Genomic DNA, 25,881 nt, shown 5'->3' with positions numbered 1-25,881 from the left:
AGGATGAATAAAAAAACAAACTATTTAATTTTCATTAAATAATTTGTTTTTTTATTTTTATATGGATGATTTTTTATCTTTTAAAGATGAGATATTTTTTTAATAATAATTGAGTTACATCTTTAATAGATATTTTAGGATCGTTAACGATAATTTCTATTATTTTGTTTTCTTTTTGATAATACTCCACTAAAGGAAGAGTTTCTTGTTTGTAAATATTTAAACGTTTATTGAAAGTCTCTAAATTGTCGTCTTTTCTTCGAATTAAAGGCGTTTTATCTTTGTCGCATAAATTAGCTTTTTGAGGGACTTTAGTAACCAAGTGATAAATTTCTCCACATTTAGGACAAATAATTCTCCCTAAAATTCTTTGCTTTAAACATTCTTCGCTAGAATTGAAGTAAATAACTTTAGTTAAAATGATCTTTTTATCTTCAAATTCTTTAGTTAAAAATTTAGCTTGAAATAAATTACGAGGAAAACCGTCTAAAACAAAACCATTTTTAACATCATTTTGTGATAAGCGTTCACTTATCATAGCGTTTGTCACTTCATCAGGCACTAAAGAACCTTTTTCGATATAAGAATTAGCTAATTTACCTAATTTAGTTTTTAACACAAAATGTTTTCTAAATATATCTCCTGTAGATATATGAGGAATATTGAAATGTTTAGATAAAGCAGAAGCTTGCGTCCCCTTACCAGTAGTGGGTGGTCCTATTAATATTATATTCATTTTTTGCCTCTTTTATTTTGTCTTTATATTCATATTGGTATTGATATCTTTTTTTACCATAAGAGATCGAAAAGAAATATTTCTTTTGATGGGTAATGGATAATAATGTTTGATACTTACTCATCAATATAAATTTAAATATAAATTATTTTATTTGATATAATTTTAGTAGTTAATAATTCGCAAAAAGATTAATTTATATTTTTATTAACTTTATTTTTTTAGCTCACAATTATAATAATAACTAAAAAATAATATTAAAAAGAAAAATAAATATTTTTTAATATTTCAAAAAAATTAATAAAATATCTTTTTAAAACAATATTATAACATCGATAAGAGCCATTATCAACATCAAATTTCTCTTTTTTTGTAAAAAGGTCGAAAAAGGAATAAAGATGATTCAAGGAAGTTAAAATTTGGATAAACAAAATGACTTAATAATTGTTTCATAATATTTTTTCTTTTATCTTTTGAAGTGTTATCCTTTCTTTTGCTGTTTTAACCTTTCTCGCTTTTTTATTATTTAAAGTAAAAACACTTAATAAGGTATTTTTTTGTAAAAAACTATAAAAATATTTTCAATTTGAACCTTTTTCATTTGTATTTTCTTTTAATCTCACTTTTTCTAAATTTTGTTGGAAATAGGTTTTGACATCTTCATTGTTAATAATGTTTTCTGATCAAAGTTTGTGTTCGTCATAAGTGTTTAACCATGGCAATTCATTGTGGGTTTGATAAAATAAAAAAACTTGCTTTTTTATTGTCGTATTTTTGGATAATAACATCAATGATGGTTTTTTGTTGAGCGGTTAATTTGCTGGCTTTTCCACATTTTATGGTATTGATGGGTATTGGTTGGTAAGTGAATTTTTTTTAAAAACTTAGTTAAGGTAGGGAAAACAGGTTCATAAATCCAAGCTTGCATTTCTTCTGTTACAAGGGGTTCGTTGTATTTAACTAATGATTTAGCATAAGCGTAATAAATCATTTTATTCATTTTCATTTGTGTAACCGGAAAAATATTGTTTTCAATAATGTAATTCGCTATATTAAAAATATTGATTTTTGTCTTGCAAGATAAAGTGTGCTCTCCTTTAGGGGGATTTTTTTGTATTTTTTTCTCCTTTTTATTTATCATTATATATGATTTTTTATTAATTTATAAAAAATTTGGGGTTTTTATTGTGCCGGGCGTAATTTTTTTATTCGTTCTCTAGTTCTTCTAGGTTATATTGGATGATTTATATTGGAACGCAACTTTTTTCTTGATAAAAAGAAGTAAAATAGGAGAAGATGGTTTATATGTTTTTTTATAAAGATAAGATAATCATTTTTTCCATCAAAGATGCGCCATCCATGCCTAAAAAAATTATCGTCTAATAGTTAGTAATAAATCATTCTTTTTGCGTTTATTTTATAAATACGAAAAATATCGGCTATATCACATATATCATGCATTCTTAATGATTTAACATATCTTTGAAACCTTTACTGTTCAAAAAAAGAATATATAATATAAGTAATTACATTGTCATAATAATAATGAGGATATCAAAATGAAAAAATACCAGACAAAATTAGCAAATTATTTAACAATAATGATACTCATTTTCTCTTAAAGTTAATTTTTTTTAATTGGTTTTGCTTTGTCAATGTTAATAATAGGCAGAGTTTCTTTTTCGCAAAAAGACTTTAAAAAGGTCTTTTTTCGCGTGGTCAGTCTTTTCTATTTTGTGAATTCTGTTATTTTTAATCTTTAACGAGAATTATCGTGATAAGATATATTCTTGTTATGTTTTTTTATATAATGACAATAAAAAAGAATTAAATTTGAGAAGGCATATTGGATTGCACGGCCCTCAAGTTTCGTAAGGTTGGGACAGTATTATCGCAGCTTCCATTTTTAATTTTTAGTTGGTACGTTTTTTTTCGGCACTGGTTATTACTTAACAGCTATTCAAAATAAAGCTTTTTTGGGATAAATGTATTGACAGAAATAATTAATCAAATAACAAAACAAAAACAAAGTTTTTTTATAAAATTGAACTTTTTTCGACGTTTTAATAGTCCTTTTATCGACTTTTTTGTTCGGTTTTGAATTTTTTGAAAATGCTCCTTGGTTTTTAAATATTCTTTTTTACCATTTTTCAAGCTTTTTTTGTTCTTTATGTGTTGGGGGAAAAACTTTGCCCTTATAAATAGGCAAAATTACAACACAAGAAAAAAAGAATGTTTTAAAAGAACGAGTTCCAAAGTTTTTTATATCATTAATTGCAATTCTTATCGTAAACATAACGTCTTTCATACTTTATAAGTATTACCGATAATAATTGCTTATAAGAAAAATTTATTTTTCGAAAGTCCCTTATTGAGGGATCTTTTTTATATCTCAAAACTTTTATAAAGAAAATGACCTTTTGTTCTTTGACTTTTGAAAAAAGAAGTAGTATAATATAAATAATCAATAAAATTATAAATTCATTCTTCCTCTTTAAAAAAACTTTTATAGTTGAGATTAAGGAATGTTAACCCTTTATTATTGAAGGTAAAAAATCAAAAAGAATAAACATCTTATAAAAGAAAACGAGAAGAAAAAAATGATGACAATTAAAAAAGAAAAATTAAATTTTTATCTTTATACATTTAGTTTAACCACTTTGGCTTTAGGATTGGTTAAAGGACAATTAAAAGAACAAAACTATTTTTCTTTGTATTTATTCACGCGTCAAACTGTTTTTTTAGTTAATATTTATTTTATTATCGTTTTTTGGACGGGAAAAGAAAATAATAAATATTTTAGTTTTATCACTTTTATTAATTCTACTTTAACGATGGTTTTATATGCGATCGGCAAAGGCAGTCAACAAAGTTTTTTTAATTATAAACCAGGTTTTTCTAATTTGGTGGCTATTTTAGAACATTATATTTTAATGCCGATTTTTATCATTTATTATTTTGCCGCCGACACAACCTCTTTAAAATTAAAACAATTTTACATTGGTTCCATTTATCCTTTAATTTATTTTGTAACAAGCATGATTTTAGGTGTTGCTTCTGGAGACGAGAAATTTCCTTATGATGCTTTAAAAAAATTCAATACTGAAAAGATTAAATTCTTTATCTTTGCATTAATTATCACTATCTTTATCGTCTCTACATCTTTATTATCTATTTTTTTCAAAAATAAAACATTAAACGATGAGCAAATATTCTTCCTTAAAAGACCTAAAAAAAGAAGAAAATGAACTATGATATTCTTTTTTGCCGTATTAAACGAATAAATCTCTCTTGAAATAAACTTTTTATAAGATCACAATAAATTTATTGACGTCAAAACTTAAACAATAATAAAGAAAAAACCCTGAAAAAGGTATTTTTTATTGGCATAAAACCTCGCCGCAAACTTTTGGATAATTAATTAATCTTTTTAAGGTATTTTTGGAGAAAATTATGCGCTTTTTAAAAAATTTATTAAACTATGAATAGGAACAATTCATTTACAATAAGAAGGAAAAAAATTATTGACTGATAAAAAACCTTTTTTATTGAGTTTTTTATGAAAATCAATATCATTTTGTTAAAAAATACTTGACTATTTGTTCTTTTTAACTTAAAATATAGAAGATGGTAAAACAGGTGTTTATTTTTGGTTGACTTAATCTCTATTTTTTATTAGACAATGTTTTAATAAAAAGCATTAGTAATTCTTTGCTGTTTTAGAAGGAAAATAGTTACAGTAGATTATTAATCTTAAGTAAACATAACTTTAATGCCTTCATAAAATCAAGTAAGGAGATTTAAGTTCAATGTCACGTTATATAGGTCCAACATGGAAAATTTCACGTCGTCTTAATTATTCTTTATCAGAAACTGGTAAAGAGTTAGTTAGAAAAAAAGAAAGTTTTGCAGTTAGTAAGCAAAAAAAACGTAAAAACAAATTAAGTGATTACGGTATTCAATTGCAAGAAAAACAAAAAGTCCGTTTTACATATGGTGTTTCGGAAAAACAATTTAAAAAGATTTTCCACAATGCTAGCAAATCTAAAGGTGTTCATGGTGAAGTGTTTTTAACTTTACTAGAATCTCGTTTAGATAACATGGTTTATCGTATGGGTTTTGCTAGAACAAGATCACAAGCAAGACAATTAATTTCTCACGGTCATGTTTTAGTTGATGCTAAAAGAGTTGATATTAGTTCTTATCGTTTAAAACCAGGCCAACAAGTTTCTTTAAAAGAAAAATCTAAAGAATTAGAAATTGTTAAAAACGCTTTAGAATTCAATAAGAACAGCAGAATTGAATATGTTTCAGTTAACAAAGAATTAGTGGGAACATACGTTAGATATCCGCAAAGAAATGAATTTTTACATGAAATTAACGAACAATTAATTGTTGAATTTTACAACAGATAAAATTTATCAATATATTAAATAACCATCTTTAATTTATTAATCTTTTGATTTTAATAAATTAAAGAATGATTATTTTGACTTTTTTCATCTAAATATTTTTTTGTATTTCTGTTTATATCTTTTTTTATTTATTAATATTATTAATAAACATTTTATCCAAGGAGTGCAAAATATGAAAAAAAAATCTGATGAATATTTTTTAAATCATTTACCGAATTTGAAATATATTAGCGCTCAAAATATTGAACAAACTTTTGCACTTTTAAAAACTAATTCCCAAGGTCTTTCTTCGGAGGAAATTATTCAAAGAAGAAAAAAATACGGTCAAAACATTTTTGCTAAAAAAAAAAATCTTGGACAAAAAAAATATTCAAACTTTTTTTCAACCCTTTTAATATGATTTTATTGTTTTTAATTGTTTTTTCTTTTTGTAAAGACGTTTACCTTGCTTCAGAAGGGGAAAAAGAATTTTCAACTTTTATTATTATTTCGTTAGTTCTTTTAGTTTCTAATATAATGAATTTTATGCAAGAAGCTAAATTTTCCAATGTTTCTGAAAAATTCAAAAAAATTATTCAAACTACAACATCTGTTAAAAGAGAGAACCAAATTATAGAAATACCGTTAGATGAGGTAGTGGTGGGCGATATCATTTGTTTATCAGCCGGCGATATTATACCTGCGGATATTAAATTATTTGAAACAAAAGATTTTTTCGTTAAAGAAACCACTTTAACCGGAGAATCTGATTCTATTGAAAAAAAAAGCTTTTTGTTTGGAAAAATATAATAATATTTTAGAAGACAAAAAACTTGTTTTCATGGGTACAACTGTTGTTTCTGGTTATGCTCAAGGGATTGTTATCTCTATCGGAAATAAAACGTATTTGGGCCAAATAAACCAAATAGCGATTAAAGATAAGCCACTTTCAACTTTACAAAAAGGCATTAATTCGATTGCTAAAATAATAACAGTTTCTATTTTTATTGTTTTACCTTCTATTGTCTTTTTAAATTTCATTAAAGCGCCTGACGATTTTAAATTTTGGGAAGTTTTACCTTTCGCTTTAAGTACGGTTTTAGGTTTAACACCTGAAATGTTACCTTTAATAGCGACTACTTCTTTTTTCATTGGTATGGTAGCTTTATCAAAACAAAAAGTGATTGTCAAAAATTTATATTCTATTCAAGATTTTGGTGCTATGAATGTTTTATTTACTGACAAAACAGGTACTTTAACTGAGGATAAAATCATTATTGATAATTTTTTAGATATCAACAATAACATTAATAATAGAGTATTAAAATACGCTTATTTAAATAGTTTTTTTCAAACAGGTTTAAAAAATTTGATTGATGCTTCGATTATTGACAAAATGAAACAAAAAAAAGAGGAAAAAGTTTTTTTTCAAAATATTGAACAAGAATTTACTAAAATTGATGAAATTCCTTTTGATTTTAAAAGAAGAATTATGAGCGTCATTGTGGTTGATAAAAAGAAGGAAACAACTATTATCACTAAAGGCGCCATCGAAGAAATGTTAAATATTTGTTCTTATATGGAAATTACTGATCCTCAAACTAAAGAAACTAAAATTATTCAAATTGATAAAGAAAAAATTTTAGAAAAAACTAGTTTTTACAATAATCAAGTTTTTCGCGTGATGGGTGTAGCTTACAAAAGAATTGATAACAATAATCTAGCTGATTCTAAAAAAGAAGCAGACATGGTTATGATTGGTTTTTTAACTTTATTAGACCCTCCGAAAAAAAGTGCTATTGAAGCAATAGCTTCTTTGAAAAAACATAATGTAGAAGTTAAAATTTTAACTGGTGATAACGAAATTTTATCTAAAATCGTCGCTTCCCAAATAAATATCGCTAACCAAGATTTTTTATTAGGAACTGATGTAGATCAAATGGATGATGAGACCTTGTATCAAAAAACCCAAAAGATTAATATTTTCGCTAAATTAAATCCAGAACAAAAAGCCAGAATTGTTTCTGTTTTTAAACAAAAAGGCAATGTTGTGGGTTATATGGGAGATGGTATTAATGATGCTGCTGCTATGAAATACGCTAATTTAGCGATATCGGTCGATTCAGGCGTAGATATAGCGAAAGAGTCCGCTGATATTATTCTTTTAGAAAAAGACTTAAAAGTGTTAGAAAATGGTATTTTAGAAGGTCGTAGATCTTATACGAACATGATAAAATACATTAAATTAACCTTAGCGGCTAATTTTGGCAATATTTTAAGTATTTTAGTGGCTTCTTTTTGTTTGCCTTTTGTCCCTTTATTGCCTATTCAAATTTTATTTTTAAATTTAATTTATGATTTTTCTTGTTTAGCTTTGCCTTTTGATCATGTAGAAGAAAAAAATTTAAACAAACCTCGTCAGTGGAATTTTAAAAATATTATCCGTTTTATGATGGTTTTTGGAGTTTTAGCTTTTGCTTTTGATGTTTTATTTTCTTTTGGTTTATATTTTATAGAAAGTTCAAAATTAAAAGATTATGAGGCAGAAAAAATTAGTTTATTTCAAACTAGATGGTTTATCTTTTCTATTTGGACTCAATATTTCACTATTTATTGTTTAAGAAATGATAAGTTTTGGCAAAGTTTAAAAAAATCTCGCATGATGTTTTGGTTTTCTATTGTTGGCGGAACTTTCGCCCTTTTCTTACCATTCATCCCTGTTTTGAACAAATCATTAAATTTTGAAAATCCTTTCACTCTTAAATACATTGTTTTATTAGCAGTTTCGTTAACGCTTTATGGTTTTGTTTTATCAATCGTTAAAAAAATTTTTATTAGAAAAAACCAAGAATTATTATAAAAATGATAATATTTGGCTTTAGAGGTATTTGCTTATGTCAATTCCGTATGTTTTAAAAATATTATTATATATTATTATTTTTTGTGTTTTTTGTGTTTTGTCTTTACAAATTTTTTTCAGCAAATATGAATTAACCAAAATAATTTATTCTTTTTTTTTAGGAACCAATTGTGTTTATTTTATTAATAAATTATTGAATTTAAATGGTATTGATTTAAAAGAAAAATTAGGTTTTGATATTTATACACCTTTATTAACTTTTGTTTTTATCGCTCCTATAGTCGTTAAAGCCCCTTATTTAAGATACCATCTACAAGCTCTTTCTAAATCTTGGAAAAGTAGAAAAAACGTTGTTATGGGGAGTAAAAATACTCAAAAAAATATTTTAGATAGTGTTTTAGAATTATCCAAAAGAAAAACAGGCGCTTTGATTACTATTGAAAAGTACCACTCTTTAGAACAATTTGCACAAAAATCTATTTTAATCGACGGAAACGTTACTAAAGAACTATTGTTAAATATTTTTAACATTAATACGCCTTTGCACGATGGAGCCGTTATCATTAGAGGAAATAAAATTTTATCAGCTGGAACTTATTTTATGTTATCTGATAATCAACATTTTGAAAAAATTACTGGTTCAAGACACCGAGCAGCTTTAGGCATTAGCGAAAAAACCGATAGTATGACGATTGTCGTTTCTGAAGAAACAGGCGATATTTCAATTGCTTTAGAAGGTATCATGTTAAAAACCAATGATAAAAATAAAATTCAAGAATACTTATCTATGTTTATGCTTTAAACATATTTATATTTTTCAATAGAAATAAGGAAAACGTTAATATGAATAAAAGAAAATTAGGAATTGTGGTTGAATCCACTATTGGAGGAGATTTTGGAAGAAGCCTTTTCTCTGATCTTAGTGTCGTTCATATGACTATTATGCACGATAATAAAGTTTTTAGCGATAAAGACTTTGATAACCAAAAGTTATTGAAATTATTGCATCAAGGGACTAAAGTAACTACCAGTCAACCTAATCCACAAGCTTTTGTTAAAGCTTATCAAGAACAAATTGATTTAGGATATGAGAAAATACTTTGTCTTACTTTATCAAAACAATTCAGCGGCACCCACAATAGTGCTCTTAAAGCTAAACAAATTTTAGGCGATGACCGCATTATCGTTATTGATACAGAAAGCGTTGGACCAGGCACCTATTTCACTCTATCCAGAGTTCATCATTATTTAAACGAAAATGTATTAACTAATGAAGAAATATTTGAAAAAGTAGTTGTAGAACAAAAAAAAGGCAGCATTTTTTTTTCTTTAGATGAATTGAAATATCTAGCAGCCAATAAAAAAATTAGTAAATTCAAATCTTTTTTAGGTAGTTTGTTTAAGATGAAAACCATTTTAAAAATGAAACAAGGTTTTTTTTCTTTAGAAAAAAATGTCCGTACTTGGAAAAGTTGTTTTAGATATTTATTAAAATATGCCCTTCAATTAAAAGAAGAAGAAGGCGCAGTAGATATTCAAATTATTTATGTTGAAAATCACGTTATTGTAAATGAATTCATCAAAGAAATAGAAAATTTGAACAATCCTAAAGTTAAATTATCAGTATACGGTCAAATGTCTCCTATCGTTTCTACTCACCTTGGTTCAAGAGCTTTCGGCATTTACATAAATAAAGGATAATTACATATAAAAGATCTTTTTTCAAAAGACAGATAAGACAGATTAATACTTATTTGCAGTTTAAACCTTTTTTATTTTTTAACAATCTAAAACCTTTTTATCGGATTGTTTTAAAAAAATAATTTATTTTGAATGAAAAATAAATTATTTTTTATTAAAATAAAAATATGTTTATTTCGGTATTTTTAATCATATATGATATATAATATTCTTATATGATTTGTATAAATTTTTTAAGTATTAAAATAATATATTAATCGAGGATATAAAGATGTTAACGAAGATTCAAGAAATAATTTCCGAACAATTATTCATTCCTAAGGAAAAAATTATGTTGGAAACTAGATTAAAAGAAGATTTAGGGATTGACTCTATTGATGCTATTAACTTAGTATTTAAATTAGAACAAATTTTTAATATTAAAATTAGCGATGAGGCTTTACAACAGTTTAAAACTGTTCAAGAAGTTTGTGATTTTGTTGAACTGAATTCATCTAAATAATACAATTAGTCAAAATTAAATATTAAGGGGTTTTTTATGTTGTGTTATGATTTCGAAAAAATTGAATCTAAATGGCAACTAAACTGGACAAAAAACAAAACTTTTAAAACTAGTGAAGATTTAACAAAGCCGAAATTTTATTGTTTAGATATGTTCCCTTATCCTTCTTCGCAAGGGTTGCATGTGGGTCATATTGAAGGTTATACTGCTAGTGATATCGTTAATAGGCTAAAAAGGATGCAGCAATATAATGTATTGCATCCTTTTGGTTGGGATTCTTTTGGTTTACCAGCTGAACAATATGCTTTAAATACTGGTAATCATCCTAAAGATTTCACTTACGAAAACATCAATAATTTTAAAAAACAAATAGAGAAATTAGGCAAAGGGGTTGATTGGGAGAGAGAATTATCTACTTCCGAACCTTATTTTTACCAATGGACTCAATGGATTTTTAAAAAACTTTATGAAAAAAATCTTGCTTCTTTACAAGAGATAGAAGTTAATTTTTGCGAAGAATTAGGGACTGTTTTGGCAAACGAAGAAGTTGTTCCTACTGAAGATGGTTTAGTCTCTGAAAGAGGGTCTCATCCGGTAGTCAAAAAGAAGATGAAACAATGGGTTTTAAAAATTACTGATTATGCTGAAAGACTTTTAGATGACTTAGACTTATTAGAATGGTCACCTCAATTAAAGGAAATGCAGAAAAACTGGATTGGCAAAAAAGAAGGTTTTATTTTCGTTTTTTCTTTAGTAGATGTCAAGGAAAAAAAGATATCAGTTTTTACCACTAAACCTAGTACTATTTTCGGAGTAACAGCCTTATTCTTAGCCCCAGAACATCCTTTAGTAGCTGAATTAACTACTCCAGATCGTTGGAATGAAATAGATGAATACGTTAAACGTACTAAACGTAAAACTAATTTAGAGCGAGATATTAATAAAGAAAAAACTGGAGTTTTTATAGGCAGTTATGCTATTAACTTTGCTAACCAAAAAAAGATCCCTATTTGGATCGCTGATTATGTTTTGCCTCATTACGGTACGGGAGCCATTATGGCCGTTCCTTATCATGATAGTAGAGATTTTGAATTCGCTCGTAAATATGATTTAGAAATGATCCCTATTGCTAAATTACCTGAAGAAACCCAGATTTCTCCTTCTGAAAAGAAAGAACTTCAAGAAGAAAAAGAAATTAAGGTAGAAGACGGTATTTTTATTAATAGTGATGTTTTAAACGGTCTTAATTATGAAGAAGCGAATAGTAAAATTATCGCTGTGGCTCAAAAAAATAATTGGGGACAAGTTAATTTTACATATCAGATGCATGATTGGGTCTTTTCTCGTCAAAGATATTGGGGCGAACCTTTCCCTGTTTATTATGATGAAAACGATAATATTTATTTAAATTCTGATGCGGAGTTACCGTTAGAATTGCCTTCAGTGGAAAAGATTGTTGTTTCTGGTGACGGAACATCGCCTTTATCTAATATTTCCTCTTGGATATATTTTGAAAAAGATGGTAAAAAATTTAGAAGAGATTCTAATACCATGCCTCAGTTAGCCGGCAGTTCTTGGTATTACATCGGTTATATTTTAAAAAATTATTTAGGTATGATTCCTTTAAACACCGATAAAGCAAAAGAATTATTAGATTATTTTTTGCCAGTTGATTTTTATATTGGCGGAACAGAACACGCGGTAGGACATTTATTATATTCCCGTTTTTGGCATAAATTTTTATTTGATTTAGGTTTGGTTTCCAGCAAAGAACCTTTTTTAAAATTAGTTAATCAAGGCATGATTTTAGGTCATGATAATTTGAAAATGAGCAAATCTAAAGAAAACGCTGTTAACGCTTCTTTGATTTTAGAAAAATATGGTTCTGATGTTTTAAGAATTTATATGATGTTTATGGGACCTCTAGAAGATAGTAAAAGTTGGTCCGAACAAGGTTTAAAAGGGGTACAAAGGTTTTTAAATCGTGTTTATAACATGTTTGATTCATTTGAAGTTGTTTCGCAAGAATTTACCCCTTTAAAGAAAATAATGAATCAAACGATTAAAACAGTTACAGAAGATTATGAAAATTTAAAATTTAATAAAGTCGTTAGTCAGTTGATGATTTTTGTTAATGAAGCTTATAAACATCAAAAAATAGATCAAAAACAAATGAAAATCTTTTTACAATTGTTAAACCCCTTAGCGCCTCATTTAACAGAAGAATTAAACCAAACAGTTTTAGAATATTCAGAAGAATTGGTTTATTCTCAATGGCCTACTTATGATGAAACATTATTAACTGCTGATACGGTAGATATTGTGGTTCAAATTAATGGTAAAGTTAAAACTAAAATAAAAGCTGATAAAGATCAAGAAAAAAAAGCTATTTTAGAATTAGTATTGAAAGATAACAAAATCGCTAACTTAGTGGAAAAAAGCAAAATTGTTAAAACTATTTATGTTCCAAATAAATTATTGAATTTGGTTGTTTGTTTTGATTCAAGGTGTTAAAATGTATAAAAATTATTTAGAAAGAATATGGCAAATATGAGATTACATAAAAAAGGATTAGTTATAGTAATTTCAGGTCCATCAGGAGTTGGAAAAGGTACTCTTACAAAGGCTTTGTTGAAAAAAGAAGGTCATAATTTTGTCTATTCTTCTTCCATGACAACAAGAGCCCCTAGGAAAGGGGAAATAGAAGGAAAAGATTACTTTTTCGTTGATCAAGCGTTTTTCCAACAAAAAATTAAAGAAAAATATTTTTTAGAACATAATAAGTTTATCGGTAATTATTATGGAACACCTTATGAAAAAGTTTTAGATCAAGTTGAAGAAGGTAAAGAAGTTATCTTAGAAATCGATGTACAAGGTTCTTTACAAATTAGAAAACATAAAATTAGCAAAGACGCTATTTTTATTTTCATTGTTCCTCCTACAAAACAAACTTTATACAATCGTTTAAAGAAAAGAAATACAGAATCTGAAGAGATTATCCGTCAAAGAATGGATAAAGCAGATCAAGAGTTTTTATTAGCTTATAAATATGATTATATCGTAGTTAATGATGATATTGATAAAGCTGTTGATAAAATCATTTCGATCATCATTGCTGAACATTCTAAAGTTAAAAACAGTATTTCTTTTTATTTAACAGAAATTTTAAATAAAAAAGGTTGAAAAAGAATATGTTAAAAGATAAAAACGAAGGCATTAATTATCCTTCTATTGATGAATTATTAAAAAGAATTGATTCTAAATATAAATTAGCTTTTTTATCTGGTAAAATAGCTCACGTGATAGAGAAAAACAATATTTTATCTTCTGTCAAACTTTCTAGTAAAAAAATCGTCAGCAAAGCTTTATCGGAAATTATTAACGATAATTTTAAAATAGTTTTTAAATAAAAAAATGGTTATGGCCCAAGACGAAAAAGGAACTAAACAAGTGATGCCAGATATTCACATTCCTGTTCTCACAAAGGAAGTAATCCAATATTTAGATATTAATCCTCAAGGCATTTATGTTGATGCCACTTTAGGCGGAGGAGGGCATAGTTCAGCTATTTTGCAAAAACTCTCTGAAGGTTCTTTATATGCTTTTGATCAAGATTTATTCGCTATTTCTCAATGTCAAGAAATTTTTAAAGAAGAAAAAAGAATTACTTTAATTCATAATAATTTTTCTTTTTTAAAAGAAGAATTGGCAAAAAGAAATATCAATGCTATTGATGGTATTATTTTTGATTTAGGTTTGTCTTCTTTTCAAATTGATGATCCTCAAAGAGGTTTTAGTTATTTAAAAGATTCTTCTTTAGATATGAGAATGAATCGCAACCAAAGCCAATCGGCTCAAACTATTATTAATACTTACAGTTATGAACAGTTGAGAGATATCTTTTTTATTTATGGCGAGGAACCTAAATCAACTTTAATAGCAAAAGAAATCTTTAAAAGACGACCTTTAAAAAATACTTTAGAATTGGTAGAAATTACTGATAAATTTTATTTTTCTTATGGTAAAAAGAAAAAAAGAGGTCATAGCGCTAAAAGAGTTTTTCAAGCTTTAAGGATGGAAGTCAATCAAGAATTGCAAGTTTTAACAAAAGCTTTGCAACAAGGTCTTCAATTATTGAAAACAAATGGTAAAATGGTAGTGATTAGTTTTAATTCTTTAGAAGATCGTTTGGTTAAAAACTTTTTTAAAAAAAACAGTCATACTCATTTTTTTCCTAACTTGCCTATTAAAGAAAAAGACATTCCTCCTTCTCCTTTGAAAATTATAACTAAAAAAATTATTTGTCCTAGTGAGGAAGAATTAAAATTAAATCTTCGCAGTCGTTCGGCAAAATTAAGAGCAGCTGTTAAAAATATTTAAATTTTTTTAAAAAACTAAATATTTTAATTGCCTTTAGGACAATAAAGTATTTGTTTTTTAAAAAAAACATTATTTTTATAATAAAAACATCTTTTTATTTGCAATAAATTTAAATTTAATATATAATAAAAATGCTTGTTTTTTTAGTTATGATATAATAAAAATTATTTAAATTTTATAACATTTTATATTATTTTAAAAAAGAAACGTTTTGAAATAATATAAAATATTTTATTTTTATAAAAACTAACTATTTATAATATTAAAAAAATATTTGTTTTATAAAAAAATATATTTGGGAAGTTATTGTCATTATCAAAATCAAGAAAGGAGAATAAGAACAGTGGCTCAAGAACAAGAAGTTGTTAAAATTCTTTTAAAAACTTACGATCATCATTTGATAGATCAAGCAGCAAAAAAAATTATCACTAGTATTTCCAAAACAGGAGCTCAGATAAAAGGTCCAATACCTCTTCCAACTAAAAACGAGGTTTTTACTGTTTTACGTTCACCTTTTGTAAATAAAGATAGTAGAGAACAATTTGGTCGTTCTACTCACAAACGTTTAATTCAAATTATTAATCCGAATGCTAAAACAATCGATGCTTTAATGCACATTAATTTACCATATTCAGTAAATATTTATTTAAAAAAATAAATAAATAATTAAAAAAAGAAAAAAATTATTTTGATAATTTTAAGAAAGGGGAACAAAATGGCTAAAGGAATTTTGGGAAGAAAATTAGGGATGACTCAAATTTTTAATGAACAAGGATTTGCAATCCCTGTTACTGTTGTGGATGTTTCTGATAATGTTGTTTTACAACAAAAAACTATAGAAAAAGATGGCTATCGAGCTACTCAATTAGGATTCGCTTCTAAAAAAGAAAAATCGTCCACAAAACCACTTATCGGTCATTTTGGTAAAGCCAGAACTACTCCTAAGTATTTCGTTAGAGAGTTATCTTTTTTACCTGACTTTAAAAACGAACTAACTTCTTTAGAAGTAGGACAAACATTAACACAAGATATTTTCCAAACAGGAGAAATCGTTGATGTTGTAGGAGTTAGCAAAGGTAAAGGTTTTGCTGGTTCAATCAAAAGACACAACCAAAGTAGAGGGCCTGAGAGTCACGGTTCTAGATACCACAGAAGACCTGGTTCAATGGGACCTATTAAAGGTAATATTACAGGCAAAAAATTACCTGGACACATGGGTTGTGAAACAGTTACTGTTCAAAATTTAAAAATAGTTTCTGTTGTTTCTGATAAAAAATTATTTTTAATTAAAGGCAATGTTCCAGGTCCTAAAAAAGGTTTCTTAATAATTAAAACTGCTGTTAAAAAAATGACAAGGGAGAATCCAAATGCCTAAATGTAATGTTTTTGATCAAAATGGTAAAATGAGTTCAGAAATTGTTTTATTAGACCAAGTTTTCGGTATAAAACCTAACCAACAAGTTTTATATGATGTTGTCAACAAACAAAGAGCAGCAATGCGTCAAGGAACTCATTCAACTAAAAATAGATCTGCAGTTTCCGGCGGAGGAAGAAAACCTTGGGCTCAAAAAGGCACAGGTAATTCTCGTCAAGGTACGAATCGTTCTCCTTTGTGGAGAAAAGGTGGAGTTGCTTTTGGTCCGAAACCAAGAGATTATGATTTTAAAATGAATTGGAAAGTTAGAAGATTAGCTTTAAATTCCGCTTTGTCATTGCAAACTCAAAACAATAACTTAACCGTAGTTGAATCTTTAAAATTAGAAACATCAAAAACTAAAGAATTTCAAAAAATTTTAAAAAATTTACAAATTACAGAAAAAGTTTTAGTAATAGTTACAGAAATAACTGAAAATTTAATGCGTTCTACTAATAATTTACCTCAAGTAACTTTAGAAAGCGTTTCTCATGTAAGTGTTTATCAAATCTTGAACGCTAAATGTTTATTTGTAACTAAAGGTGCTATTGCTCATTTTGAGGAGGTTTTAAACAATGATTAAATATTATGAATGGCTTAAAACTCCCGTTATCACTGAAGCTACTAATAAAAAATTAGAATTACAAAACGAATACACTTTTAAAGTGGATAAAAGAGCTAATAAAATAGAAATTAAAAAAGCTGTTGAAAACATTTTTAATGTTAAAGTTTTAGCTGTACGTACTAGTAACGTTTTACCTAAATACAAAAAAAAGGTAAATACCAAGGTTATACGGCATCTTATAAAAAAGCTATCATTAAATTAGTTCCTGGTCAAAGAATAGACATTTTTAGCGATTCTGATTCAAAATAAAAAAATAAAAGATTAATTTTTTTTAAAAATTAAAGAAAGGTTATCCATTGTATGTCTATTAAAAAATATAAACCTATATCTAATGGTAGTCGTAATATGAGGCTGCAAAGTTTTGACGATATCACTACTTCCGAACCTGAAAAAAGCTTATTACGTTCTAAAAAAATTACAGGCGGAAGAAATAATCAAGGAAAAATTACTGTAAGGCATCATGGCGGCGGAGTAAAACAAAAATATCGTATTATTGATTTTAAACGTAATAAAGACAATATAGTTGGCAAAGTTGCTACTGTTGAATATGATCCAAATCGTAACGCTAATATTTCTTTAATCCATTATAAAGACGGAGAAAAAAGATATATTTTAGCTCCTAAAGGTTTAACTGTAGGAACTGAGATTTCTGCTGGTTCTAATGCTGAAATTAAAGTAGGTAATACTTTACCATTAAAAAATATTCCTGCTGGTTCTTTCGTGCATAATATTGAGTTAAAACCTGGTAAAGGCGGACAATTAGCACGCGGCGCGGGAACTTCTGTGCAAATCGTTAAAAAAGAAGAAAAATATGTTGTTCTTAGTTTGCCTTCTGGAGAGATTAGGCAAGTTTTATCCACTTGTAGAGCCACTATCGGCGTTATAGGGAATGAAACTTATAAGTTGATTAGAAACGGTAAAGCAGGAAAAACGCGTTATTTATCTATCAGACCAACTATTAGAGGTGCTGCAATGAATCCTAACGATCACCCTCATGGTGGAGGAGAAGGTCGTGCTCCTATTGGACGTAAGTCGCCTATGACTCCTTGGGGTAAAAAAGCTCGTGGAGTTAAAACACGTAAAAAAATAAATTTTCTAATAGTTTAATTTTAAAACGTCGTAAGAAATAAAATAAAGAGGTAAATTTATGGCTCGTTCGATTAAAAAAGGTCCTTTTTATGATGAACAATTATTAGCAAAAGTACTAAAACAGAACGCAACAAAAAATAAAAAAGTTATTCAAACGCGTTCACGTAGATCCACTATTTTACCAGAATTTATCGGTCACAAAATCGCTGTTTATAACGGAAGAGAATACGTTATTTCTTCCATTACAGAAGATATGGTGGGGCACAAATTAGGTGAATTTTCTCCAACTCGTACTTTTCGTGGACATGCTAAAAAAGATAAAAAAATTCAAAAAAAATAATTTAGAAAGGCATTAAACATATGAATGTAAAATCTATTGCAAATCAGATGTCTGTTGCTCCTAGAAAAACACGTTTAGTAGCGGATTTAATCCGTGGCAAACATGTCAGAGAAGCACAAGCAATTTTGATGTTTACTCCAAAAGCAGCATCTCCAATCGTTTCAAAGCTTTTAAAAAGTGCTGTTGCCAACGCTGTTCATAATTTTAGCCTTAAAGAAGAAGAATTATACGTGAAAGAAATTTTTGTTAATGAAGGTCTTCGTTTAACTCGTTTATTACCAAGAGCTAAAGGGAAAACTGATAAAATTAAGAAAAGAACTTCTCATATTACAATAGTTGTTTCTTCCAAAACGGTAGAAGAAAAGAAAATAGTTAAAAAGCAATCAGCCATCCAACAAATAGAAGGAAAGGAGATAGTTGAAAATGGGTCAAAAGAGTAGTCCAACCGGTTTAAGATTAGGAATAATTAGAAATTGGGATTCCAAATGGCACGCCGAAGACAAACAAGTTCCTAATTTAATTCTTGAAGATTATCAAATCAGAAATTTAATTAATAACCATTATCCTAAAGCAACTATTTCCCGTATTGAAATTCAACGTTTTAAAAAATCCAACAAAGAACAAATCCAAATTTTTTTATACACTTCAAAATCAGGCATAGTTGTTGGACATGAAAACAAAGAAAAAAATAAATTAGTTGAAAAAATCACAAAATTGATTAAAAAAGATATTATTTTAAACGTCTTAGAAATTAAAAACCCTGATAAAGTGGCTATATTGGTAGCACAAAATTTAGCTATCCAATTAGAACAAAGAGCTTTTTTCCGAGCTGCTCAAAAAATGACAGTGCAAAAGGTTTTAAAAACAGGCGTTAAAGGTGTTAAAATTATTATTTCTGGTCGTTTAGGAGGTGCTGAAATAGCTAGACAAGAAACCCTTTCTAAAGGACTTGTTCCTCTTCATACTCTAAGAGCGGATATCGATTATGCTTTTGAAGAAGCTCACACTACTTATGGCGTTTTAGGCGTTAAAGTATGGATTTATCATGGCGAAGTTTTACCTAAACAAACTATCGAAGATACTAGAAAATTATTAGTTTCTCAACATGATGAAAAAAGAGTTAATCCTCAAGATAGAAAACCAAAATTTGACGACAGAAGATATAAATTTTCTGATAGAAAACCAAAATTTGAAAATAAAAAACCATTTTTAAAAAAAGTTAACAATACTAAAAATGTTAAAACAAAAATAACGTCCTAGATGGGGAAAGAAGTAAATAATTATGTTAATGCCAAAAAAAACTAAATACCGTCGCCCACATCGTGTAAGTTACGAAGGAAAATCTAAAGGTAAAAATAAGATCAATAATGGCAATTATGGTCTTATCGCAAAAGAAGGAGCTTGGATTACTAGCCAACAAATAGAATCTGCTCGTATTGCTATGACTCGTCATATGAAAAGAGAAGGTAAAGTTTGGTTAAACATCTTCCCTCATTTATCTTTAACTAGAAAGCCTTTAGAAGTTCGAATGGGTTCCGGTAAAGGTGCTCCTGAATTGTGGGTAGCGGTCGTTAAAAAAGGAAAAGTACTTTTTGAAGTTAGTGATCTTAATAATTTAGAAAAAACAGAAAAAGAAGCTCTAAGGCTTGCATCTCATAAATTACCTATTAAAACTAAAATCGTTAAAAGAGGTCAAGAATAATGAAAATCAAAGACGTTCGCAAAATGACAAACGAAGAATTAAATGCTAAAATTCTTCATTTTAAAAAAGAATTATTTGACACTAAATTACAATTAGAATTATCTAAAACAAAAAATACTTCTCGCGTGCGTAAAATAAGAATCATAATTGCACAAATGAAAACAATTTTAAACGAAAGAAAGTTATCTCACGATGTAGTTGTCGAGAACAAACCAAAAGAGTCTAAAACATCAGTTGAAGAGCAAAAATCAATTCAAAATAATCCATTAGAAAACGACAAAGCGGAAACTCCAAAGGTAGAAACTGAAAAAGCAGAAACTACAGAAGTTGAAACTGAACAAGTGGAAAACGAATAAAAAAATAAAGAATCAGATAAGCAAAAATAAATATATAATTTTTTTGCAGATTCCTTATTTCAATAAAATTCAAAAAAAGAAAAGGAGGTTGATTTCAATGCGTAATTCTAGAAAGATTTTATCAGGCGTAGTTGTTTCTGATAAAATGCAAAAAACAATCACTGTTGCTGTGGATACTTACAAAAAAGATCCTTTATATAAAAAAAGAGTGAAAAAAACTAACAAATTTCATGTTCACGATGAAAAAGAAGTTGCAAAAGTAGGCGATTTAGTTAATTTTATGGAAACAAGACCTCTTTCTAAAACTAAAAAATTCCGTTTATTCAAAGTTGTCAATGCCAAAAATAAGGAGTCTCAAATATGATTCAAAAAAATACTCGTTTAGTAGTGGCAGATAATAGTGGAGCTAAAGAGGTTTTAGTTATTGGCATTCCTGGTGGAAGTAAAAAACGTTACGCTCATATAGGCGATTTAGTCGTAGTAACTGTAAAAAAAACTATCGCTTCTAGCGCAGTTAAAAGAGGAACAGTTACAAAAGCTTTAATTTTACGTACTAAACATGGTTTAAAAGGCAAAGACGGCAGTTATATTAAATTCGATGATAACGCAGTTGTTATTGTTAAAGATGATATGACGCTTAAAGGAACAAGAATATTTGGACCTGTTGTTAAAAATCAAAAGTTAAGAGATAATAATTTTTCTAAATTTCTTTCTTTAGCTGAAGAAGTATTTATAATATGAGGGGTATGATGAATGTATATTAAAGTAGGAGATATAGTTGCTATTATCGTTGGAAAAGATCGTTTTTCAACTGATGAAAAAGATAAAAAAACTTTTAAAAGTGGAAAAGTAGTAAAAGTTTTTTTTAAAGAACAAAAAGTTTTAGTTGAAGGAATAAATATTGCTACTAAACATAAAACTCCTTCAGACAACGAAAATAAAGGAAATATAGTTAAAGAAGAATTGCCTATTCATGTTTCTAATGTTGCTGTAATAGATCCTGTTAAAAACGTGCCTACACGTGTTGGTTACCGTTTTGAGTCAGGTAAAAAAGTACGTTATGCAAAAAAATCAGGCACTACTTTAGATATTTCTAAATAAAGAAGGTTTGAATAAATGAAAAAAGAGAATAATTATACTGAAAATAATTCGTTTTTGGCTTTAAAAGAAATTTTTAATTTTAAATCAGTAATGCAAGTTCCTAAAATAGACAAAATAGTGATCAATGTAGGGATAGGCGAAGCTGTTGCTAACATTAAAGTTTTGGATGAATTTTCAGAACAATTAACTGCTATCAGCGGACAAAGACCTGTTATTATTAAAGCTAAAAAATCTATCTCTAACTTCAAGTTAAGAGAAGGAATGCCAATCGGTTTAAAAGTTACTTTAAGAGGTAACAAACAAAAATCTTTTTTAAACAAATTAATCCATATCGCATTACCTCGTGTAAGATATTTTAGAGGAGTTCCTACTAAGTCTTTTGACGGTAGAGGGAATTACGCACTTGGCATTAAAGAACAAATTATTTTCCCAGAAATTAGTTTTGATAAAGTTAAAAAAATTTTTGGAATGGATATTTGTATTGTCACTACGGCAAAAAACGATGAAGATGCTAGAAAATTATTAGAATTTCACGGCATGCCTTTTCAAAAAAATAAATAAAATGGAGTTTTTATGGCTAAAAAATCAAGAATAGTGAAAAACCAAAAACAAAAAGCTTTATTTTTAAAATATAAAGACTTACGTTTTGAGTTAAAACGAAAAAAAGATTATAAAGGTTTATCTCGTCTTCCTGTGGAATCCTCCCCTGTCCGTCTTAAAAATATAGATCAGATCGATGGTAGATCAAGAGGATATATGAGAAAATTCGGATTATCTAGAATTAAATTTCGTGAATTAGCTCATAAAGGCGAAATTCCTGGCATTAAAAAAGCTAGTTGGTAATAAAAAAAGGAGAACACAAATATGGTTATGACAGACCCTATTGCTGATTTATTAACAAGAATCCGCAACGCTAATACGATGCGTCACGCAAAAGTTTTAGTTCCGGCTTCTAAGTTAAAAATTAAAATGTTAGAAGTTATTAAAAAAGAAGGTTTTATTAAAGATTTTAATTTAGATATAACTAAAAGAAACATTATTATCCAATTAAAATATAATTTCGAAACAAAAGAAAGAACTATCAAAGGTTTAAAAAGAGTTTCTAAATATGTTGGCGTTGATGAAATTCCTAGAGTCTTAAGCGGATTAGGAGTGGCTTTAATATCTACTTCTAAAGGAATTTTAACTGATCACGAAGCTTTATCATCTCAAATTGGTGGCAAAGTTTTAGCTTATATTTGGTAACTATTAAGGAGAAAGACATGTCACGAGTAGGAAATAAAGTTATTACAGTTCCTAAAGGTGTAGAAGTGGACATTCAAGATAACAATTTTATTACAGTTAAATCTTCTAAAGGACAATTAGAATATCAATTTAATCCATCTTTAAAAATCGATTATAAAGATAATTTAATTTCTGTAAAAAGACCTAACGATAAAATTTTTATGAAAAAAATTCACGGCACTACAAGAGCTTTATTAAATAATATGATTACCGGTTTAGATCAATTTTTTGTTAAACAAATGGAAATCGTTGGTTTAGGTTATAACGTTCAAAAGAAAGACTCAACTTTAACTTTTAATTTAGGTTTTTCACATCCGATCGTTATGAATATCCCTGCCGGTTTAGAAGTAACAATCGTTAAAAACACAGAAATTACCGTTAAAGGCGTAGATAAACAATTTGTAGGCGAATTCGCTGCTAAAAATGCCAAATTATCCAAACCAGAACCTTACAAAGGCAAAGGGATACGTTATGTTGGTCAATATATTCATCGAAAAGCTGGTAAGAGTGCTAAAAAATAAGAAAGGACATTTATTTAAGTTATGATTAATAAACAATCTTCACAAGTTTTACGTAAAAAACGTCATTTACGTTTAAGAAAAAAAGTGATAGGAACTAATGCTAAACCACGTTTAAATGTTTCTTATTCTAATAAATATTTTTATGCACAAATAATCGATGATCAAAGTAAAGTTACTTTGTGCAGTGTTCATAGCAAAGAAATTAATGCCAATGTAGTTAATACAAAGATTGCTTCCGATATAGGTACACTGATTGCTAAAAGAGCTTTAGAAAAAGGCATTACTAATGTTGTTTTTGATCGTGGTGGACGTTTATACCATGGTCGTATAAAAGCTTTAGCTGATTTTGCCCGAAAGGAAGGTTTACAATTTTGAAAGTAAATAGAATGAAAAAAGAATTTGTTAATAAAAAAGCCTCTTCAATCGAAGAAAAAGTAGTTAAAATTAACAGAATTACCAAAGTTGTTAAAGGTGGTCGTCGTTTTCGTTTTTCCGCTTTAGTTGTTGTCGGCGACAAAAAAGGAAAAGTAGGTTTTGCTACTGGTAAAGCGCAAGAAATCATTGATGCTATTAAAAAAGCTTTAGAAAAAGCTAAAAAAGAAATGATTGATATCTCTTTAGTAGGAACTACTATTCCTCACCAAATTATTGGTCATTTTGGCGCAACAAAAACTTTCTTAAAACCAGCTTCCAAAGGAACAGGTATCGTTGCTGGCGGTAAAGCTGCCAGAACTGTTTTGGAATTAGCAGGAATTAGCGATATTTTAACTAAGTCTTTAGGTTCAAGAACTTCCATTAACGTTTTAAGAGCTGTAATGGATGGTTTAAAAAATTTAAGAACTATTAAAGACGTTGAAAGAGTAAGAGGAGTTTCTTTAGAAGCGAAAATTAAAGGAATAGCGAAATGAAAAAATTAGAAATTACTTTATATAAAAGTTTAATCGGAAGAACTCCTAATCAAGTAAAAAACGCTCACCACTTAGGATTAAGAAAAATCAATCAAAAAGTGATTAAAGAAGATATTCCTACTGTTAGAGGAGTTCTTAACAAAATACATCATTTAGTTGTGGTAAAAGAAGTATTAGAAGGGAGAGTTTAATTTATGTTACATTTATTAAAACCAGTTAAAGGCGCTAGAAAAACAACTAAACGTTTAGGTCGTGGTCCAGGCAGTGGCAATGGTAAAACTTCTGGTAAAGGACATAAAGGTCAATTAGCTCGTTCTGGCGGTAGCACTAGACCAGGTTTTGAAGGTGGACAAATCCCTTTTTTCCAAAGAATTCCTAAAAGAGGGTTCCACAATTTTAATCAAAAAAAATATTTTTTAATTAATTTAAAAGATTTAGAAATTTTTGACAACGATACTGTAGTTACTAGAGAATTATTATTGAAAAAAAGACTTATCAAGAAAAACACTTCTGATATCAAAGTATTAGCAAATGGCACTTTCACTAAAAAATTAACAGTACAAGCGTCTAAATTTTCTAATAAAGCTCAAGAATTGATTCAACAAGCTGGCGGAAATGTCCAAATATTGAAGGTGGCATAAGATGAAAATGGTAATAGATTTTCTTCGTGATAAAAGTAAAATAATTAAAAAAATTTTATTTACTTTAGTTATTTTATTTATCTTTGTTATCGGTAATAAATTAGTTATTCCTTCTGTGACGGTTCAAGAAAAATTTCTTTTTGACATTAAACAATATTTTTCTAAGTCTAGTTTATTTGAAGCTAATGGTTCTATATATTTTTTATCTTTAGGGGTTTATCCCTATATCACTGCCTCTATTATTGTCCAGTTTTCGCAAAAATTATTTTCTTTTATGAAAGAATGGCAAGAACAAGGTGAAAGAGGAAAATATAAAACGAATTTAGTTGCTCGTTCTTTGACTTTACTATTTGCGGTAGGATTGGCTTTATCTTCTATTCAACGCGATGGAATCTCCTCGCTCGCTAACAATAAGGCACACGTTTTAACAATAGTGTTTTTTTTAGTGGTCGGAGCCTTCATTAGCATTTGGTTAGCTGATTTAATCACTTCTAAAGGGGTAGGAAACGGTATTTCTATTTTCGTAGCAATTAGTGTAAGTAAAAATTTATATGATACGCTGAAGTTTTTAACTAACGTCAACAATCCAGACTTTGTAGCTAAAAGAATATTCACTTTAGTAGTTCTGTTAATCTTGTTAATTTTAACAGTGATTTTATCAGCTGCTTATTTAAAAGTGCCAATCACTTACGCTACTAAACAAAATAATGATAAAATAAAAAATCATATCCCTTTAAAACTTAATACTTCAGGAATTTTGCCAGTTATTTTAGCCAATAGTTTATTGCAAGTTTTTGGAACTATTTCTCTTTTGTTGGGGCCAGAAAATGGTTTTTCCCAATGGGTAAATCGATTTCAAGATTCTCAAAGTAATTATTTAGGTTTAGGTTTTTTCGTTTACTTATTATTAATTTTGTTATTTTCAGTTTTTTCTACTTTTATAACTATCAATCCGACAGACATTGCTGAACATTTATCAAAACAAGATGCTTACTTAGAAGGGGTAAAACCTGGAGACGAAACGGTTTATAAAATTACTCAAAAATTATTTAAAGTAACAGTCATCGGCGCTTTTGCTTTAACTGTCTTAGCTGCTTTACCCGAATTTATTAAATTTTTTGTTTGGACTAATGATTCTGACAAAACATTCAAAGTTCAATTAGGCGGCACTAGTCTTTTAATTGTTGTAGGTGTGGCTGTTGAAGTAATGCAACGTATAACGACTCAAACTAATGTTAAGAAATTATACAAAAAATTATTTTAAATAATAAAATTTTATAAATTAAAAAGAAATCATTATGTTTAGATTTAAGGCAGGTTTGTTACC

Annotated in this window: 34 protein-coding genes and 2 pseudogenes; 34 read left to right on the top strand and 2 right to left on the bottom strand. The window is 27.9% G+C overall.

Going from position 1 to position 25,881, the window contains the following annotated elements; all coding sequences use genetic code 11:
* Positions 1–73: 73 nt before the first annotated feature.
* Positions 74–736 (bottom strand): adenylate kinase, encoded by a 663-nt coding sequence (locus tag CPX_RS01550; RefSeq protein WP_053521454.1) that lies wholly within the window; start codon positions 734–736, stop codon positions 74–76.
* A gap of 787 nt (positions 737–1,523) precedes the next feature.
* Positions 1,524–1,877 (bottom strand): Panacea domain-containing protein, encoded by a 354-nt coding sequence (locus tag CPX_RS01545; RefSeq protein WP_235443204.1) that lies wholly within the window; start codon positions 1,875–1,877, stop codon positions 1,524–1,526.
* Between the two features lie 1,459 nt (positions 1,878–3,336).
* Between CPX_RS01545 and CPX_RS01540 the strand changes: the two genes are divergently transcribed.
* The 34 genes and pseudogenes from CPX_RS01540 (at position 3,337) to secY (ending at position 25,818) form a co-directional block, all read left to right on the top strand.
* Entirely contained in the window at positions 3,337–3,984 is a 648-nt protein-coding gene (locus tag CPX_RS01540; protein WP_053521453.1) for a hypothetical protein, read from the top strand.
* A gap of 561 nt (positions 3,985–4,545) precedes the next feature.
* The gene (gene rpsD / locus CPX_RS01535; RefSeq protein WP_053521452.1) at positions 4,546–5,151 is read left to right on the top strand and encodes a 30S ribosomal protein S4; all 606 of its coding nucleotides are present in this window, start codon (positions 4,546–4,548) and stop codon (positions 5,149–5,151) included.
* A gap of 172 nt (positions 5,152–5,323) precedes the next feature.
* Positions 5,324–5,551 (top strand): cation-transporting P-type ATPase, encoded by a 228-nt coding sequence (locus tag CPX_RS03260; RefSeq protein WP_235443203.1) that lies wholly within the window; start codon positions 5,324–5,326, stop codon positions 5,549–5,551.
* Positions 5,552–5,556: 5 nt separating this feature from the next.
* Positions 5,557–5,940 carry a P-type ATPase actuator domain-containing protein gene (locus tag CPX_RS03255; protein WP_235443202.1) on the top strand — a complete coding sequence of 128 codons (384 nt, stop codon included), beginning with the start codon at positions 5,557–5,559 and terminating at the stop codon, positions 5,938–5,940.
* Positions 5,906–7,990 (top strand): magnesium-translocating P-type ATPase, encoded by a 2,085-nt coding sequence (gene mgtA / locus CPX_RS01530; protein ID WP_235443201.1) that lies wholly within the window; start codon positions 5,906–5,908, stop codon positions 7,988–7,990. Before CPX_RS03255 ends, mgtA begins: the two co-directional genes overlap by 35 nt.
* 34 nt (positions 7,991–8,024) lie before the next feature.
* On the top strand, positions 8,025–8,792 hold the full coding sequence (locus CPX_RS01525; RefSeq protein WP_053521451.1) for a diadenylate cyclase: 768 nt from the start codon (positions 8,025–8,027) through the stop codon (positions 8,790–8,792).
* Between the two features lie 41 nt (positions 8,793–8,833).
* Positions 8,834–9,691 carry a DegV family protein gene (locus tag CPX_RS01520; protein WP_053521450.1) on the top strand — a complete coding sequence of 286 codons (858 nt, stop codon included), beginning with the start codon at positions 8,834–8,836 and terminating at the stop codon, positions 9,689–9,691.
* 271 nt (positions 9,692–9,962) lie between these two features.
* Entirely contained in the window at positions 9,963–10,193 is a 231-nt protein-coding gene (locus CPX_RS01515) for an acyl carrier protein (protein ID WP_053521449.1), read from the top strand.
* A 36-nt stretch (positions 10,194–10,229) separates the two neighbouring features.
* Entirely contained in the window at positions 10,230–12,707 is a 2,478-nt protein-coding gene (gene leuS, locus CPX_RS01510; RefSeq protein WP_053521448.1) for a leucine--tRNA ligase, read from the top strand.
* 36 nt (positions 12,708–12,743) lie between these two features.
* Positions 12,744–13,376, top strand: coding sequence for a guanylate kinase (gmk, locus tag CPX_RS01505; RefSeq protein ID WP_053521447.1), 633 nt, complete (start codon positions 12,744–12,746; stop codon positions 13,374–13,376).
* Positions 13,377–13,384: 8 nt separating this feature from the next.
* Positions 13,385–13,603 (top strand): DNA-directed RNA polymerase subunit omega, encoded by a 219-nt coding sequence (gene rpoZ, locus CPX_RS01500; RefSeq protein ID WP_053521446.1) that lies wholly within the window; start codon positions 13,385–13,387, stop codon positions 13,601–13,603.
* A 4-nt stretch (positions 13,604–13,607) separates the two neighbouring features.
* Positions 13,608–14,573 (top strand): 16S rRNA (cytosine(1402)-N(4))-methyltransferase RsmH, encoded by a 966-nt coding sequence (gene rsmH / locus CPX_RS01495; RefSeq protein ID WP_053521445.1) that lies wholly within the window; start codon positions 13,608–13,610, stop codon positions 14,571–14,573.
* 343 nt (positions 14,574–14,916) lie between these two features.
* The gene (gene rpsJ, locus CPX_RS01490; RefSeq protein ID WP_017191823.1) at positions 14,917–15,231 is read left to right on the top strand and encodes a 30S ribosomal protein S10; all 315 of its coding nucleotides are present in this window, start codon (positions 14,917–14,919) and stop codon (positions 15,229–15,231) included.
* Positions 15,232–15,288: 57 nt separating this feature from the next.
* On the top strand, positions 15,289–15,948 hold the full coding sequence (gene rplC, locus CPX_RS01485; RefSeq protein ID WP_053521444.1) for a 50S ribosomal protein L3: 660 nt from the start codon (positions 15,289–15,291) through the stop codon (positions 15,946–15,948).
* Complete coding sequence (rplD, locus tag CPX_RS01480; protein ID WP_017192012.1) at positions 15,941–16,570, top strand: 50S ribosomal protein L4; 630 nt, start codon at positions 15,941–15,943, stop codon at positions 16,568–16,570. Before rplC ends, rplD begins: the two co-directional genes overlap by 8 nt.
* Positions 16,563–16,861, top strand: a pseudogene (rplW, locus tag CPX_RS01475) (50S ribosomal protein L23). The gene rplD and the pseudogene rplW overlap by 8 nt, the downstream one beginning before the upstream one ends.
* A gap of 51 nt (positions 16,862–16,912) precedes the next feature.
* Positions 16,913–17,742: pseudogene (gene rplB, locus CPX_RS01470) on the top strand (50S ribosomal protein L2).
* Between the two features lie 17 nt (positions 17,743–17,759).
* Positions 17,760–18,041 (top strand): 30S ribosomal protein S19, encoded by a 282-nt coding sequence (gene rpsS / locus CPX_RS01465; RefSeq protein WP_017192009.1) that lies wholly within the window; start codon positions 17,760–17,762, stop codon positions 18,039–18,041.
* A 20-nt stretch (positions 18,042–18,061) separates the two neighbouring features.
* Positions 18,062–18,481: a 50S ribosomal protein L22 gene (gene rplV, locus CPX_RS01460; protein WP_053521443.1), complete on the top strand. Its 420-nt coding sequence runs from the start codon at positions 18,062–18,064 to the stop codon at positions 18,479–18,481.
* Positions 18,465–19,301 (top strand): 30S ribosomal protein S3, encoded by an 837-nt coding sequence (gene rpsC / locus CPX_RS01455; RefSeq protein ID WP_053521442.1) that lies wholly within the window; start codon positions 18,465–18,467, stop codon positions 19,299–19,301. The genes rplV and rpsC overlap by 17 nt, the downstream gene beginning before the upstream one ends.
* A gap of 22 nt (positions 19,302–19,323) precedes the next feature.
* Positions 19,324–19,743: a 50S ribosomal protein L16 gene (gene rplP, locus CPX_RS01450; protein ID WP_017192006.1), complete on the top strand. Its 420-nt coding sequence runs from the start codon at positions 19,324–19,326 to the stop codon at positions 19,741–19,743.
* Positions 19,743–20,099, top strand: coding sequence for a 50S ribosomal protein L29 (gene rpmC / locus CPX_RS01445; RefSeq protein ID WP_053521441.1), 357 nt, complete (start codon positions 19,743–19,745; stop codon positions 20,097–20,099). The genes rplP and rpmC overlap by 1 nt, the downstream gene beginning before the upstream one ends.
* Positions 20,100–20,190: 91 nt before the next feature.
* Entirely contained in the window at positions 20,191–20,463 is a 273-nt protein-coding gene (rpsQ, locus tag CPX_RS01440) for a 30S ribosomal protein S17 (RefSeq protein ID WP_026072016.1), read from the top strand.
* Positions 20,460–20,840 (top strand): 50S ribosomal protein L14, encoded by a 381-nt coding sequence (rplN, locus tag CPX_RS01435; RefSeq protein WP_017192003.1) that lies wholly within the window; start codon positions 20,460–20,462, stop codon positions 20,838–20,840. The genes rpsQ and rplN overlap by 4 nt, the downstream gene beginning before the upstream one ends.
* 12 nt (positions 20,841–20,852) lie before the next feature.
* Entirely contained in the window at positions 20,853–21,200 is a 348-nt protein-coding gene (rplX, locus tag CPX_RS01430) for a 50S ribosomal protein L24 (RefSeq protein WP_017192002.1), read from the top strand.
* 15 nt (positions 21,201–21,215) lie between these two features.
* Positions 21,216–21,761 (top strand): 50S ribosomal protein L5, encoded by a 546-nt coding sequence (gene rplE / locus CPX_RS01425; protein ID WP_053521440.1) that lies wholly within the window; start codon positions 21,216–21,218, stop codon positions 21,759–21,761.
* A gap of 12 nt (positions 21,762–21,773) precedes the next feature.
* A complete protein-coding gene (gene rpsN / locus CPX_RS01420; RefSeq protein WP_017192000.1) occupies positions 21,774–22,043 on the top strand; it encodes a 30S ribosomal protein S14 in 270 nt (89 codons plus the stop codon).
* Between the two features lie 21 nt (positions 22,044–22,064).
* A complete protein-coding gene (rpsH, locus tag CPX_RS01415; RefSeq protein WP_017191999.1) occupies positions 22,065–22,445 on the top strand; it encodes a 30S ribosomal protein S8 in 381 nt (126 codons plus the stop codon).
* Between the two features lie 17 nt (positions 22,446–22,462).
* The gene (rplF, locus tag CPX_RS01410) at positions 22,463–23,005 is read left to right on the top strand and encodes a 50S ribosomal protein L6 (RefSeq protein ID WP_053521439.1); all 543 of its coding nucleotides are present in this window, start codon (positions 22,463–22,465) and stop codon (positions 23,003–23,005) included.
* Positions 23,006–23,026: 21 nt separating this feature from the next.
* Positions 23,027–23,380, top strand: coding sequence for a 50S ribosomal protein L18 (rplR, locus tag CPX_RS01405; RefSeq protein ID WP_017191997.1), 354 nt, complete (start codon positions 23,027–23,029; stop codon positions 23,378–23,380).
* An 11-nt stretch (positions 23,381–23,391) separates the two neighbouring features.
* Entirely contained in the window at positions 23,392–23,913 is a 522-nt protein-coding gene (gene rpsE / locus CPX_RS01400; RefSeq protein WP_053521455.1) for a 30S ribosomal protein S5, read from the top strand.
* Positions 23,910–24,104 carry a 50S ribosomal protein L30 gene (rpmD, locus tag CPX_RS01395; RefSeq protein WP_017191995.1) on the top strand — a complete coding sequence of 65 codons (195 nt, stop codon included), beginning with the start codon at positions 23,910–23,912 and terminating at the stop codon, positions 24,102–24,104. Before rpsE ends, rpmD begins: the two co-directional genes overlap by 4 nt.
* Before the next feature lie 3 nt (positions 24,105–24,107).
* Positions 24,108–24,554: a 50S ribosomal protein L15 gene (rplO, locus tag CPX_RS01390; RefSeq protein WP_053521438.1), complete on the top strand. Its 447-nt coding sequence runs from the start codon at positions 24,108–24,110 to the stop codon at positions 24,552–24,554.
* Between the two features lies 1 nt (position 24,555).
* Positions 24,556–25,818 carry a preprotein translocase subunit SecY gene (secY, locus tag CPX_RS01385; RefSeq protein ID WP_053521437.1) on the top strand — a complete coding sequence of 421 codons (1,263 nt, stop codon included), beginning with the start codon at positions 24,556–24,558 and terminating at the stop codon, positions 25,816–25,818.
* Positions 25,819–25,881 lie beyond the last annotated feature (63 nt).

It is taken from the genome of Candidatus Phytoplasma pruni (assembly GCF_001277135.1).
In the GTDB taxonomy this organism is placed as follows: Bacteria; Bacillota_I; Bacilli_A; order Acholeplasmatales; family Acholeplasmataceae; genus Phytoplasma; species Phytoplasma pruni.
Note: the sequence above shows the minus strand (reverse complement) of the source record. Positions and strands in the feature narration are given on the sequence as shown.